The sequence below is a fragment of the Pseudomonas sp. NPDC087814 genome (assembly GCF_044742865.1).
Classification (GTDB): domain Bacteria; phylum Pseudomonadota; class Gammaproteobacteria; order Pseudomonadales; family Pseudomonadaceae; genus Aquipseudomonas.
Window position 1 is genome coordinate 1 of the sequence record NZ_JBIUVK010000003.1, and the last position, 14,173, is coordinate 14,173.

At 60.3% G+C, this 14,173-nt stretch carries 12 protein-coding genes and 1 pseudogene; 5 read left to right on the forward strand and 8 right to left on the reverse strand.

Annotated features, from left to right (window positions below):
• Positions 1-339: 339 nt before the first annotated feature.
• Both ACIOMR_RS03490 and ACIOMR_RS03495 read right to left on the reverse strand, forming a co-directional pair.
• A complete protein-coding gene (locus ACIOMR_RS03490) occupies positions 340-1,194 on the reverse strand; it encodes an NmrA family NAD(P)-binding protein (RefSeq protein ID WP_003217807.1) in 855 nt (284 codons plus the stop codon).
• 96 nt (positions 1,195-1,290) lie between these two features.
• On the reverse strand, positions 1,291-1,734 hold the full coding sequence (locus ACIOMR_RS03495) for an Lrp/AsnC family transcriptional regulator (RefSeq protein ID WP_003217805.1): 444 nt from the start codon (positions 1,732-1,734) through the stop codon (positions 1,291-1,293).
• A 130-nt stretch (positions 1,735-1,864) separates the two neighbouring features.
• Between ACIOMR_RS03495 and ACIOMR_RS03500 the strand changes: the two genes are divergently transcribed.
• Entirely contained in the window at positions 1,865-2,764 is a 900-nt protein-coding gene (locus tag ACIOMR_RS03500) for a DMT family transporter (protein WP_401192227.1), read from the forward strand.
• A 19-nt stretch (positions 2,765-2,783) separates the two neighbouring features.
• Here ACIOMR_RS03500 and ACIOMR_RS03505 read toward each other — a convergent pair whose 3' ends face one another.
• The 3 genes and pseudogenes from ACIOMR_RS03505 to ACIOMR_RS03515 form a co-directional block, all read right to left on the reverse strand.
• Entirely contained in the window at positions 2,784-4,772 is a 1,989-nt protein-coding gene (locus ACIOMR_RS03505) for a U32 family peptidase (RefSeq protein ID WP_102369094.1), read from the reverse strand.
• A gap of 67 nt (positions 4,773-4,839) precedes the next feature.
• A complete protein-coding gene (locus tag ACIOMR_RS03510; protein ID WP_003217799.1) occupies positions 4,840-5,220 on the reverse strand; it encodes a RidA family protein in 381 nt (126 codons plus the stop codon).
• A gap of 120 nt (positions 5,221-5,340) precedes the next feature.
• Positions 5,341-6,666: pseudogene (locus ACIOMR_RS03515) on the reverse strand (OprD family porin).
• Between the two features lie 754 nt (positions 6,667-7,420).
• Between ACIOMR_RS03515 and ACIOMR_RS03520 the strand changes: the two are divergent.
• Positions 7,421-7,972, forward strand: coding sequence for a histidine kinase dimerization/phospho-acceptor domain-containing protein (locus ACIOMR_RS03520; protein ID WP_401192232.1), 552 nt, complete (start codon positions 7,421-7,423; stop codon positions 7,970-7,972).
• 13 nt (positions 7,973-7,985) lie between these two features.
• Positions 7,986-8,549: a sensor histidine kinase gene (locus tag ACIOMR_RS03525; protein ID WP_401192235.1), complete on the forward strand. Its 564-nt coding sequence runs from the start codon at positions 7,986-7,988 to the stop codon at positions 8,547-8,549.
• Here the strand turns inward: ACIOMR_RS03525 and ACIOMR_RS03530 are convergent.
• The 3 genes from ACIOMR_RS03530 to ACIOMR_RS03540 all read right to left on the reverse strand — a co-directional run bounded on the left by ACIOMR_RS03530 (position 8,500) and on the right by ACIOMR_RS03540 (position 11,571).
• Positions 8,500-9,660, reverse strand: a complete 1,161-nt coding sequence (locus tag ACIOMR_RS03530; RefSeq protein ID WP_401192238.1) for an alpha/beta hydrolase — start codon at positions 9,658-9,660, stop codon at positions 8,500-8,502. The two genes, ACIOMR_RS03525 and ACIOMR_RS03530, sit on opposite strands and share 50 nt — an antisense overlap.
• 68 nt (positions 9,661-9,728) lie before the next feature.
• Positions 9,729-10,526 (reverse strand): MipA/OmpV family protein, encoded by a 798-nt coding sequence (locus tag ACIOMR_RS03535; RefSeq protein WP_003217787.1) that lies wholly within the window; start codon positions 10,524-10,526, stop codon positions 9,729-9,731.
• A 91-nt stretch (positions 10,527-10,617) separates the two neighbouring features.
• Entirely contained in the window at positions 10,618-11,571 is a 954-nt protein-coding gene (locus ACIOMR_RS03540) for a LysR family transcriptional regulator (protein WP_003217786.1), read from the reverse strand.
• Positions 11,572-11,680: 109 nt separating this feature from the next.
• Between ACIOMR_RS03540 and ACIOMR_RS03545 the strand changes: the two genes are divergently transcribed.
• On the forward strand, positions 11,681-12,859 hold the full coding sequence (locus ACIOMR_RS03545; protein ID WP_003217783.1) for a M20 aminoacylase family protein: 1,179 nt from the start codon (positions 11,681-11,683) through the stop codon (positions 12,857-12,859).
• Between the two features lie 15 nt (positions 12,860-12,874).
• The gene (locus ACIOMR_RS03550; RefSeq protein ID WP_023658845.1) at positions 12,875-14,161 is read left to right on the forward strand and encodes an MFS transporter; all 1,287 of its coding nucleotides are present in this window, start codon (positions 12,875-12,877) and stop codon (positions 14,159-14,161) included.
• Positions 14,162-14,173 lie beyond the last annotated feature (12 nt).

Sequence of the window (14,173 nt, forward strand, 5' to 3'; positions counted from 1 at the left end):
ACGATGACGCGGGCATTCTGAATGAACGCGGCGCTCTCAGGTTTTTCGCGAGCAAGCCCGCTCCCACAGAAAAGCAGATCTGCTTTCGCTCTGGTCTTTGCTTTTAACACTCAAGCCGGCCGGGAGGCCGCTGTGCTCTTGCTTTTGATTTTGATCTGACTGCCCCAATAAGCCCGAGGCCGAACGCAGGTATTGCGGAGCGGCGGCCCGCGGAGCAATGCCGTTTGGTGGACTTTGCCGCTTTTGCAAAGTGACTCGCTGTAAGAGCGAAACCATACGCCGCCGTTACCCAAATAACGGATATGTACCCAATCACTGAGCTGGCTTGCAGGCATGGCATCAGGTTTTTGCAGCCAACTCCCGCAGCACCTTGAGCAATGTGGTCTCACCCTTAACCACGTCCGCCTGCTCAAAGCAGATCCAACCTTCGTTAAACCCATCAATCATGCGCATGCGCGGCATTGGATTCTGCGCGCCTTGCTCACGAAACATCGGCTCCCACGCATCGCGAGGCACCACCTGTGCTGTCACACCACGACCAAGCACTTCGGTCAACGTGCGAGCGATGTCGTTCGGGCTGACCCATTGGCCTTCCAGCTCAACTACCCGACGCCCGCTCCAGTGTTGCTGCAACAATTGCGCAGCGAGGCGGCCGACGTCGGCGGTGGCGATCATCGGTACGGTCTTATCCAGCGGTTGCAGGAAGCTGTGGATCACTCCGTGTTCACGGGCCGTGATTACGTCGTAGGCGGTGTTTTCCATGAACCAGCCCGGACGCAAAAAGGTCACCGGCACGTTCAACGCGCTCAGCGCCTGTTCCATCAAGGTGCGTTGGGTCAGCAGGTTCAGGTGTTCGGCCTGGGCGCCAATGGTCGACAGGCAAACAACTTTCTGCGGGGCCGCCGCTTCAATGGCCTGAGCGACGGCGGCAATCACCTTGCGCGCCTCGGGAAAACCCGGCTCCGGGTCGAAATCCGAAGGCGGCAGGATGAACACGCCGGTGGCACCCTTGAATGCTTCAGTGAGGGCCGCAGCGTCGTCCATATTGGCGATGGCGACCTCGCAACCAAGGGCGGCCCATACGGCGCCTTTGCCCGCATCGCGAATGACTGCGCGCACGGGTTGACGATCGTTGAGGAGAAAGCGCGCGAGGGCGCCGCCGACTTTGCCTGTGATTCCGGTGATGACATACATGGTGTTTACGCCTGTTGTTCCAATGTGTGGATCAAGCATAAACACCGCCCTGGATTGACAGAATAGCGATCCCGTCACTGCATCAGTGACTCAGAATCATGAATCACTCAGTGGTGGCAATCGGCGCTTTACCGGGGTTTTCTTGACGATGGCGGTGTTGGTTTCGGCGTAAGCGTTGAGCTTATCCAGCAGTGTGTCGAGTTGGTCCATGGTGCGCACATGCAGGCGTGCGATGAAGCAGTCATCGCCGGTCACCTTGTCGCACTCGGTGAACTCGGGGATCGCCTGGATCTGGCGCTCCACCTCCTGCAGTTTCCCGGGCAAAGGGCGAATGCGCACGATGGCTTGCAGCAGATAGCCAAAATGCTTGGGGTCAATGTCCACGGTGTAGTTCTTCAACACGCCACGCTCTTCCAGGCGCCGCAGCCGCTCGCCGACGCTGGGGGAGGACAGGCCGGTGATACCCGCCAAGGCCTTGAGGGACAGGCGCGAATCGTCCATCAGCGCGGCGATCAGTTGCTGGTCAATGCTGTCAATCATGGTCGCTCCGAAAGCGATTGCTCAGGTTTGCCTAATAAGAATAGGCGAAATGAAAGGTTCGCCTTATTTAGAATATGGAGTCGCTACAGGCCAGATTGCCATAATTGAGCCTCACTTGAGGAGCTCAATCATGGACAAATCCATACGTCGCGGTTCATGGGAAATGGTCGCCGCCATGCTCATATCCGGCACCATCGGCTGGTTCGTGCTGGTGTCGGGAGTGCCAGTGGTCGAAGTGGTGTTCTGGCGCTGCGTGATCGGCGCGCTGACGTTGCTGGTGGTGTGCTGGCTGCTCGGCTATCTGCGCCTGGACTTGCTGGACTACACCAAACTCGGGCTGGCGATGCTCAGCGGCGTGGCGATCGTGGGGAATTGGTTGCTGCTGTTCGAGTCCTACGCCAGGGCATCCATTTCCATCAGTACAGCGGTGTATAACGTGCAGCCGTTCATGCTGGTGTTGCTGGCGGCAGTGTTCCTGGGCGAGAAAATCACCGTGCAGAAGCTCGCCTGGCTGAGCGTGGCGTTCGTGGGAATGCTGGCGATTGTCACTGCCCATGGCGATCAGTCAAATACCGGGGACGACTATCTGGTGGGCGTGGCATTGGCGATGGGCGCGGCGCTTTTGTACGCGATTGCCGCCCTGATCATCAAGCGCTTGAAGGAGGTGCCGCCGCATTTGATGGCGTTGATCCAGGTGACCACGGGCGCCTTGCTGCTGGCACCGCTGATGCAGTGGCACAGCCTGTCTGCATCGATGGATGCCTGGGCGGCATTGCTGACCCTGGGCGTTGTGCATACCGGCTTGATGTACGTGTTGCTGTACGGCGCGATCCAGAAGTTGCCGACGGCAATCACCGGGGCGCTGTCGTTTATCTACCCGATTGCGGCAATCTTTGTCGACTGGATTGCCTTTGGGCATCGCCTGGGCTGGTTGCAATGGCTGGGCGTGGCGGCGATTTTGCTGGCGGCGGCGGGATTGCAGCGGGGTTGGTGGTGGCGTTCGAAAACAGTGATGAGCGTCACGCCGTAGCATGACGCTCACCGGCGACTCAATGTGCGCCGCGCGGGATGGTCTTGAGCAGGTCATCCGGGCTGATATAACCCACCACGCTGCCCGGTTGCGGCAGGCCGAGGATGTGGCCCTTAATCTTGCCGATCACGTGCATCTCGCAAGGCTTGCAGTCGAACTTCAGCGTCAGTACTTCGTCGCCGTGGATCAACTGCATCGGCGCAACCTTGGTCTTCACCCCCGTCACACCCTTGGCCTGTTTGGGGCAGAGGTTGAACGAGAACCGCAGGCAGTGCTTGGTGATCATCACCGGCACTTCGCCGGTTTCTTCGTGGGCTTCGTACGCCGCGTCGATCAGTTGCACACCATGGCGGTGATAGAAGTCGCGGGCCTTCTGGTTGTAGACGTTGGCCAGGAACGACAGGTGCGATTCCGGATACACCGGCGGCGGCGTGGTTTCTGCCTTGCGGCCGCCCCGTGGATGGGCCTGGATACGCGCCTCGGTCAGCGCCTCGATCACTTCACGGCGCAGGGCCTTGAGCTGCGAGTTCGGGATGAAGAACGCCTGCGGCGCATCCAGCTCGATCGCAGTGGCGTGGTACTGGGTGGTGCCCAGTTGGCCCAGCAGGTCGCGCAGGGTTTCGAGCGCCTGTTCCGGCTTGTTGGCCACGCCAAACGGGCCGGGCAGGGCAACGCTGGCGCTGATGCCTTCTTCGCTGGTGACGGTCAGTTCCAGGCGGTCTTCCTGCAGGCGAGCCGCCCAGGACACACCAATACGGCGCTCGGCGGAAGTCTTCAGCAAAGCCTGCTGCCAGTTATGGTCCAGGTTGCGGTTCAACGGATGATTCGGGCGCAGTTGGTGCAAGCCTGCCGGCATTTCATTGGGTTCGACGCGGTAGCGATAGCGCTTCTCGCCGTCTTCTTCGAACTCACCTTTTGGCTCGGCGATGTTCGCGCGGAAACCTACCACTTCACGCTTGATCAGCACATTGAGGCCGTCGCCGTTGGACAGCGGCTCATGGGTGACCACTTGCAAGTCACGCTTGCCGGCTTTTTCCACCACACCCACCGGCAGGCCGGTAAAGGTTGGGGTGTCGAAGGCGCCGATGTCGACCTTGCGGTCGGTGACGAAGTAGTCGGTGCTGCCACGATGGAAGGTCTTTTCCGGGTCCGGCAGGAAGAAATGCGCGGTGCGGCCGCTGGAAGCGCGGGCCAGGTCCGGACGGTCTTCGAGAATCTCGTCCAGGCGCTGACGGTAATAGGCGGTGATGTTCTTCACATAGCCCATGTCCTTGTAGCGGCCTTCGATCTTGAACGAACGCACGCCGGCATCCACCAGGGCGCGCAGGTTGGCGCTCTGGTTGTTGTCTTTCATCGACAACAGGTGCTTTTCAAAGGCAACCACACGGCCCTGGTCATCTTTCAAGGTGTAGGGCAGGCGGCAGGCCTGGGAGCAATCGCCACGGTTGGCGCTGCGGCCATTCTGGGCGTGGGAGATGTTGCACTGGCCGGAGAAGGCCACGCACAACGCACCGTGGATAAAGAACTCGATGGCGGCATCGGTTTCATCGGCAATCGCACGGATTTCCTGCAGGTTCAGCTCACGGGCCAACACCAGCTGCGAAAAACCGGCCTGGTCGAGGAACTTGGCCCGGCCCAGGGTGCGGATGTCGGTCTGGGTGCTGGCATGCAGTTCGATGGGCGGGATATCCAGCTCCATCACCCCCAGGTCCTGGACGATCAGCGCGTCGACGCCGGCATCGTAGAGCTGGTGGATCAGCTTGCGCGCCGGCTCCAGCTCGTTGTCGTGCAGGATCGTGTTGATGGTGGTGAACACCCGCGCGTGGTAGCGCCGGGCGAACTCCACCAACTGCGCGATATCGCTCACGTCGTTGCAGGCGTTATGGCGCGCGCCGAAACTCGGGCCGCCGATGTACACGGCGTCGGCGCCATGCAAGATGGCCTCGCGGGCGATGGCAACATCGCGGGCAGGGCTGAGCAATTCCAGGTGATGCTTGGGCAAGGACATAGTTTTTTTAGTCAGGCTTGTCACGGAGGCGGGCATTGTAGCTGTGAAATGCCCGCCAGGCATCCCATCAACCCTTGGCGGCCATCGCCGTGACTTCAACCCGCATGCCTTCCACCGCCAGGGCGGCCACGCCAACCGCTGCGCGCACTGGCCAGGGCTTGGCGAAATAGCGTTTGTAGACTTCGTTGAAGGCGGCGCGGTCGGCCATGTCCGTCAGATAGATGGTCAGGTGCATGACCCGGTCAATCGAGCTGCCGGCGCGTTCCAGGGCCACTTTCAGGGCTTGCAGGGTGCATTCGCTTTGCAGGGTGATGTCGCCAAGCTCCAGGCTGCCGTCGGCGCGGGTAGGGATTTGCGTGGAGACGAGGATGCCGTTGAAGCCGATGACGTCGGAAGAGATGGAGTCCGGATCGAGGTCGGGGGTGAACGCGAGGTCGTGGTTGGCCATGAAGGTCTCGTTTTGCTGCAGAGTGAGGCCGCGCAGTTTAACGCCTCCCGCAGAACTGCCAACCCAAATAGCTGTTCAGCGTGCCAGCGACCTGTGTCGCTGGCACGTCCCGGGAAGGGCTTACAGGATGTTGAACGGGTAGTTGACGATCAGGCGCGTATCGTTGACGTCGCCGCCACTGCCCGACTCGGAACTGCCGGTGTGGTAGGCCTGGCGCAGGCGGAACGCGAGGTTTTTCGCCGGCCCGCTCTGCACCACGTACTTCACTTCCACGTCGGTTTCGTGCTCCTTGGCGCCGTTGCCGTAGGCGCCGAGGTAGGCACTGTTGGCCGGGGTGTGGCTGCCGTCAATGTCGGAACCGTTGATGTAGCGGCTCATAAAGCTAGGCCCCGGCACACCGTAGGTCGCCATGTTCAAGTTGTACCGCAGGGCCCAGGAGGCTTCGCCAGGGCCGTTGAAGTCGGACCATTGCACCGAGTTGGCCAGCAGGATCGAGTCGCCGGCCGCGGCGGCACCGTTGTCACCCGCGCCGATGTAGTCGAACGGCTCGTTGCCATCGATCTTCTGGAACGACAGCGTCAGCGTGTGGACCTGCAGGAACGAATAGGCCGCCGCCAGCGAGTACGCCGTGGTGTTGATCGTGCCTGCGTTGGCACTCCCGGTATCCAGTGTGCGGTACAGGTTGCCGTCCAGGGTCACGGATTGGCCATTGCTCAGCGGCATCACGTAATTGAGGTTGGTGTAGTACTGGCGTCACACGTCCTGCAACTCGCCGGCATACACCGTGGCGCTCAAGTCCGGGGTGAAGGTGTATTTGCCACCGACAAAACTGGCACTTTTGGTCGCCACGTTGGCGTAGGTGGCAAAGATATCGTGCTCATGGTTGGTGGTATCGCCGCTGTTGGTCGCGGTGAAGTGGCCGGCTTCAAGGTTCAGGCCGGCAATTTCGTTGCTGGTCAGGTCAAAGCCGGTGGCGGTCTGGTCAAGCAGCCCGACACCCCCGACGGCAAACACTGGCGCGGTGGGCTGCATTTCACCGTACTTGAGCTGCGTCTTGGAGATCCGCAGCTTTATCGCTCCCCCCAACGAGCCGTAGGCGTCCTGAGGGTCGCCGTTGCGATCAAGGGGCAGGTTGCCGGTGTTCGCGTATTTGCGCTGGGAGTCGAGTTTCAGCCCGCCGTAGGCATAGGCGTCGACGCCAAACCCGATGGTGCCCTGAGTGAAGCCGGAGATGTAATTGGCCATGACCCCTTGGGTCCAGTCGCGCTGGTCGGCCCGGCCTTCTTCCCGGTTACGGTTCAAGTAATAGTTGCGCGCGACCCCGGTGAGGCTACTGCCATCGACAAACCCCGTGGCGGCGGCCTGATCCGTTACTGTGTCTGCCAAGGCTACTTGGCTCAGGCTGGTAGATATGACCAGCGCTAATAGGTTCCACTGTTTAACCATGGTAATGACTTCCCCGGATTAATTAATCGCTAAAAGTTGCGTGCACAGGTGCACGACCTTATTTTTTATGGCGTATATAACTTTTCGGCAGGCGTTATTAAGGCTGGCGTTGAAGCCGGGTTTCGCGTCTTGTAGTTTTAGCCGGGCACCACCCTGGCGGGCATTGCTGGCCCGTGTGCGACGGGCGATTTTTAACCGAATTGTGTTAAAGAACCAGTGAAGGGATCTTAAACTCGATTAATTAATATTCACTTTTTCAGGCGGCAGGCTGGTGTAACTTTGAGCCTGTCTTAGCCGCTCTGCTTCGACAAAAACCTTTGGTTTGCCGCCGCAGGCTCTGCGGCGGATTTTTTATAAATACCCCATGTAAATTTATTTAGTGTTGGGTTTATAAAAAGTACGGCGAGTACTTTGTTTTCTATTAACTTCCACAACTAATTGCCGGCGCTTTTATTGGCGCGACAGCACGTGAACCGATCAACTCCCTCCGTTTTAATACTTTCTTAAAAAAATCGGTCTATGGTTCTGGCCCTTGCTCATCATCCCGTATGTGTGGATTGTGTTGCCCCATTCCAAGCAGCACACGAGGGCCTGCTGTGTATTTATTGTTGGTGGAAGACGACGCCATGCTGGCCGAAGCCATTTGCGATGGCGCACGGCAAAACAGCTGGAACATTGACCGCAGAACAATGAGCAGCTCCCGGGCAAGGACGCCAGCCCGCAACTACGCAGCGCCGGGCTGGCCGAAGCCGGGTTGTTGACGTACCAGGTGTGGGCGCGCCACGACCGTTTGCTGGCCGGTGCGCCGGGCGCTCCGTCGACGGCGTTGCAGGGGAGTTTCCTGGACGGCTTTTCGAGCCCGATGATCGATGGGCGCAAGTGGCGGGTCTATTCAATTTCCGACAGCAACCGGCAACTGACGGTCCAGGTCGGCTACCTGCACAGTGTGATCAGCGCGGACATGCGTCGAAAAGCCTTCGTGGCGCTATGTATCGCCTCATCGCTGCTGGCGCTGGTAGGGCTGTTGATGTGGCAGGTGTTGCGGCGTGCGCTACGGCCGGTACTGGTGATCGAAAATGCCCTGCGGGGCAGGCATCGTTTTGACCTTACGCCGTTGTGGGTGGGCGCGCTGCCCGTCGAGCTGCGCCCGCTGGTGGAGGGGTTCAATCACTTGCTGCGCCAACTCGACCAGGCACTGGAAGGTGAACGGCGTTTTATCGCCAATGCGGCCCATGAGTTACGCACGCCGCTCTCGGCCTTGCAGGCCCATGCGCAAATTGCCCTGCGGGCCACGACCCTGGCCTGAAAAGGACGCGACCTTGCACAAGCTGCTGGCCGTGGTGGCGCGCAGCTCGCGTTTGTCTGAGCAATTGCTGGACCTGGCGAGCCTGGAGGCGGTGCACAAACCCCATCGCACCCAGGTCGATTTGAGCGAACTCATCGGCTATGTCACCGATGAATTTGAGGTGCAGGCCGCGCAGGCGCAGCGCACGCTGCTGGTGGAGACCCAACCGTGCCTGATCGACTGCGATGTCGACGCCATGGGCATTTTGCTGCGCAACCTGATCGACAATGCCCTGCGCTACACCGCGCCAGGCGACCACGTAAAAATCAGTTGTGGCCCATCGCCCCAGGGGCCTTGCCTGCAAGTCGCCGATGACGGGCCGGGGGTGGCGGCCGCCGAGAGGGAGTCGATCTTCGAGCGCTTTTACCGCGTTCCCGGCAATGGCGGGCAGGGCAGCGGGATCGGCCTGTCGCTGGTGAAAAATATCGTTCAAGGGCACCACGCAAGCCTCATCACCAGCAGCGGCCTGGCCGGCAAGGGATTGTCCATCAGCGTGTATTTTCCTGGGGTTGTGCCGCCTCCAGCACCTGCGCCATAACCTGGGCCTGCCATTCAAAATAAGGGTTGTACGTGAGGCGGGCATGCACCTTGCCTGCTTCCCGATAGCCCCAATCGGAATACCACACAGCGGCCCCCGCCAGGCATTGGCGGTAGCCGTCGGCGTTCTGCCCGTTGGAACACATCGGCTGTTTGCCTTGTCGACCGTACTGGGGGTTGTCCGGCGAGAACAGCACACTCATATGGGAAAACTGGCTGATGTGTTCGGCGGGAAACTGATCACTGCGCACCAGCATCCTAGGGTGGCGCTGCCCGGCAACCAGGTCGCCATACCAGATCATCCGGGATGCCGGGTTCGGAAAGCGCTGACTGAACGTCTCCCGCACAAACCCCACATCCACCACCGAATCATGGGCGGCGCTGACGATCAGCACTGGCCGGTCATAGGTCTGCATCGCCAGCCTGCTGCGCACGACGGTACTGGTGAGGTAGAACTGGGCAAAGCCGTTGGTGGGTACGTTCTGGTAGCGCAACGGCGTCTGCTGGGGGGCAGGGCCGTCGGGCTGGCGCAACCAGGGCTTGACCCTGGACAGCCACGGTAACAACCAATCGAAGGGCAGGCGGGCCTTGAACGCGGGCGAAAACAGCAGCAGGCCAGCGATGGCCGGGTCGTCCATGGCGTATTCCAGCACCAGGTTGGCCCCGGTGGAGAGACCGCCCAGGTACACCTCGTCGGCGTCCTGGCGCAGCAACGCCACTTGCCGCGCCACGCTGTGTTGCCAGTCGGTGATATCGACGCCCAGCATGTCGGCGGGTTGAGTCCCGTGCCCGGGCAGCAACAGCGTGCGCACCCGATAACCCTGGCCGGCGAGTTGTGGTGCGATATCAATGAACGAGCCCGGTGAGTCCCCCAGGCCGTGAACCAGCAGAATCCCCTTGCCGTTGGGGTGTTCAGGCAGCCATTCGCGAGGGGCGTTCCAGGCCAGTTCCAGGGCATGGTCCGTGCCCTGGAAGCGTCGGTCACGTTCAAGCAGCAAGAGGGTTTGCTGGCGGTAGTTGGCAAAACTCGCCGGCACCGGCGATACAGGGCTGGCCGGCAGCTCGGCGCAGCCGGCGATGCAGGACAACAACAGCGTCCCGAGTGATTTCATGGGGCCTCCGTGGGCGTGAGCAAGCACCGTAAAGCCGCCGCAGGCAGGGCCCGCGACGGCCATGTCAGTCAAAAACGGTACATGTACCAAAGCCGTGCCGAACCGAGGGTGGATCGGTCCACGATCGGGCTGTCTTCAATCTCACTGCCCAGGCGTGTGGCGCTCAGGTCCAGATAGACGTGCTGGTTGGCCTCCAGCTGATAACCAACGCGTACCCCTGCCTCGATATTGACGGTGGCGTCACCGGTGTAGGCCCGACGCGTCGCCGTGGCTTCGCGGGCGCGTACACCGTAGTAGTAAGCGACGTAATCTTCATCCAGGTGCACCGCTGCCAGGCGCGGGGTGAAGTCGAAGCTTCCCGCGGTAAAGCGTCGCTCGACGGCCAGCCGGATGATTTGCCCGTCACTGTTGCCTGACGCATCGCCTGCCCATTGCGCGGAAAACTGCGCGACCGGGCTCTGCCAGATGGCCTTGCCCCCCAGCCAGATGCCGGGATCACGGTCACGCATGCCGTCCAGGTCCTCGGAATCGGAGGCGTCATAGCCTTCACCCAGCCCGTACCGGGCCTGCAAACGAAAGGACAGCGCGCTGTCGCTGGGAATCTTGAAGTCGATACCAGGGCCCATCACGCTGATCCAGCGATTTTCATAGGACACCGCCGGCAAGAGTTGGCTGTCGTTGTCATGGCCGCGGTAGGGGGAATTTGTCACGGCGGCCCCCAGGCCCAGTCCCCAGCCAAATGCCTTGTCGCTTTCTGGCGCCGCGAGGGTGATGCCGGGCAGCAGCGACAGGCTGGCCAGGCACAGTGTCCCGACAAACGAGGTCAACGCGTTCACGGGCGGCGATTTAGCTTCGATGGGAGACATAGGTGTGTTCTCAGAGGGAGGGCTGAGGCGGAGTATGTCGGGGAGGAATTAAGAAATTTTTAGGCGGATTAATCGCTTGTTAAGAGGTCACTCAAAAGAACAAATCCTTCGGCGACAGCCTCTCGCTGAACCGTGAACCGGGATTCCTGGCGTGTTGCTTGATGACCTGCTTCAACACACCGATGAAGGCAGTTGCAGCTTTGCTGCGCACGTTACCCCGGCGGCTGACCACGCCGAGGATCCTTGATTTGGAGCCTTTGAACGCACTCAACGGCGCAACCGCATCGGCAAAACACGCGGATTTGAGCAATAAGTCAGGCAATACAGTCAGCGAGTCCGTCTGCAACAGCACCGGCAGCAAAATCCCCGCCGAGTGCACGCTCACCACATGACTGGGCGGGGGTGACAGGCGAAACTCCCGGTTCAGATCGCTGATAAACGTGTTGTGCAGCGAAGGCGGGTAGTTCGCCAGCCACTTCATGGCATTCAGTTCATCAATGGAACTGGAGTGCCGTAGCGGATGGTCTTTACGCCCCACCACATGGGCCTGATAAGAAAACAGCGGTTCGATGGAGAACTCGTTTTCGGTAATGAAATTACTGGCCTGGATCACCGCGAAATCCAGATAGCCGTCCCGAAGCTGCGGCACCGAAATGCCGTGCAGCCCCTCGAACACCTCGAGGAATACGTGGGGGTACTCTTGCTGGTAGAGGCTCAGGCATTCCGGCAGAAAGCTGAAGTTGATAAACGGCGAGACGGCAATACGCAGGCGTTCGGCCTGCCCGCTGCGAATCAGGTTCAGGTCGGCCTTGGCCTTTTCAATCTCGCTGAGTATCAGGCGCGCGTGGTGCAGCAGGCTTTTGCCAGCCTCGGTAAAACGCACGCCGGTGTGGGTGCGCTCCAGCAATTCCACCCCTTGTTGCTGCTCCAGATCACGCAAGGTGCGGGTGATTGCGGCCTGGGTCAGGCCGACGGATTTGGCCGCGCTGCGGATGCTCCCGGTTTCGGCGACCGCCACCAAAGCGGTGAACTGGTTGGTTTTCATGCTGCCCCTGATGACAACTAAATGTTGTCATCGAGCCTAAAGGTTGTCTTTTCATTCTGTCAATACGGGTCAGAATCAAGCCCATATCGGGTCTGAGGAGACAACAAAAATGAAGATTCTGGCAGAGATCGAACAGATTCAGGACGAGATGATAGCCATCAGGCGCGCTATCCACGCTCATCCGGAATTGGGCTTCGAGGAGTTTGCAACCAGTGACCTGGTGGCGCAAAAACTTGAGGAATGGGGCTTCGAGGTGCATCGCGGCCTGGCCGGCACCGGCGTAGTAGGGCAATTGCGCAACGGTGACGGCGCGCGCATAGGCTTGCGGGCCGACATGGACGCGCTGCCGATTGCCGAGGAGACGGGCCTGGAATACGCTAGCACCCAGCCCGGCAAAATGCACGCCTGCGGCCATGATGGTCACACCGCCACACTGCTGGCAGCGGCCAAAGTCTTGGCCAACACCCGACGCTTCAGCGGCACCCTGAACGTGATCTTCCAGCCGGCGGAAGAAGGCTTGGGCGGCGCCCGTGAAATGGTCGAACAGGGTTTGTTTGAGCTGTTTCCGTGCGATGCGATCTTCGCCATGCACAATATGCCGGGCTTCCCCCAGGGCAAGCTGGGCTTTCTCGCCGGGCCGTTCATGGCCTCATCCGACACGGCGACGATCACCCTGAACGGCGTGGGAGGGCATGGAGCAGTGCCCCACAAGACAGTGGATCCGGTAGTGATCGCGGCTACTTTGACCTTGTGCCTGCAAAGTGTGGTATCGCGCAATATCGACCCACTGGACACCGCAATCGTCAGCGTTGGCTCTATTCATGCAGGTTCCGCTGCAAATGTGATCCCGGCATCCGCCAAGCTGCTGGTCAGCGTTCGGTCATTGCGAGCCGACACTCGCGACCTGCTGCAAACCCGCATTACTACCCTGGCGCAGCACATCGCACAGAGTTACGGCGGCAACGCAGACGTGCATTACAACCGGCGTTACCCGGTACTGGTCAATGATGAGGCGGAGACGGAACTGGCCCGCAGTGCAGCTCTGGAATGGTGCGGGGAAGACGGCCTGATCGAGAATATGCGCCCGCTCACAGGCAGCGAAGACTTCGCCTTTATGTTGGCGAAATGCCCGGGCTCCTACCTGATCATCGGCAATGGCGACAGTGCGGAGAACGTCATGTGTCACCATCCCAAATTCGACTTCAACGACCAGTGCCTTTTGGTCGGCGCGTCCTACTGGGTCAAGCTGGTGGAAAAAATGCTCAAGCACACTGCTGCTGTCAATTGAGGCCCGGACCCGATCATGGAAACTACTTCAACTGAAGCGTCCGCCGTGTCTGTGCGCACATCGGCACCGGCCCAGCCCGGCAGGAAAAACAACATCGCCGCCGTCACCATCGGCAATGGCCTGGAGTTCTACGACTTCACGGTCTACAGCTTTTTCGCCACGGTGATCGGCAAGCAGTTCTTTCCCATGGAAGGCTCAAACCAGCTGCTGCTGGCGTTCGCCACCTATGGCATCGGTTTTTTCATGCGCCCGTTGGGCAGCATTTTGCTCGGCCAGTATGCCGACCGGGTAGGGCGCAAGGCCGCGATGATATTGACCCTTTGGCTGATGGCCATCGGTTCGCTGATTTTTGTGCTGACGCCCACTTATGGCCAGATAGGTATCGCCGCGCCCTTGCTGATCGTGTTTGCCCGACTGCTGCAAGGCTTCGCGATTGGCGGCGAGGTCGGCGCGTCGACGACTTACCTGATGGAAAAAGCCGACAGCCACGAACGAGGTTACTTCACCAGTTGGCAATTCTTCAGCCAAGGCCTGAGCGTGTTGCTCGGTGCAGTGGTGGGCCTGAGCGTGAACTACACCCTGACCGAGGAACAAGTCATGGCCTGGGGCTGGCGTCTGCCATTTGTGATCGGGCTGCTGGTGATCCCGGTGGGCTCGTATATGCGCCGGCACCTGCAGGAAAGTGACCAGGTGAAGCACGACGTCAGCCATCGCTTGAGCTGGGGCGAGCATAAACGTGCGTTGGCCGCCGGAATCCTGATCGCCATCGGCGGCACTTCGGGCTCCTATGTAATCCTGCATTACCTCTCGAATTTTGCCGTGGCGCAGTTACACCTGCCGCTGTCTGCCGGGATCTGGACCGGCTGCGCAGCGGGTGCCGTGCAAGTGGCGCTGGCGGTGGCTTCCGGCCGAGCCTGTGATCGCTGGGGGCGCAAGCGCATGATTTTCTGGTCGCGGCTGGCCTTGTTGCTGTTGATCTACCCGGCGTTCGTGCTGTTGCAGCACTCGCCTACTTTGCCCGCGCTGGTGATTGTAGCGAGTACCCTGGCGGCGTTGCTGGTGTGCAATACCGTGCCTTCGCTGGTGTTGCTTGCGGAAATTTTCCCCGCTCAGGTCCGGGCGACAGGCCTCTCGGTGACCTACGCCCTGGCCAGCATCATTTTCGGCGGCTTTGCGCAGTTCTTCTGCACGCTGCTGATCTCACTTACCGGCAACCCCAGCGCCCCGGCGTTCTACCTGATTGTGTGCGGGCTGGTTTCCCTGCTGGGCCTGGCGCTTGTCAAAGAACCCACTCAACGTTAACCCAGAAGTAAC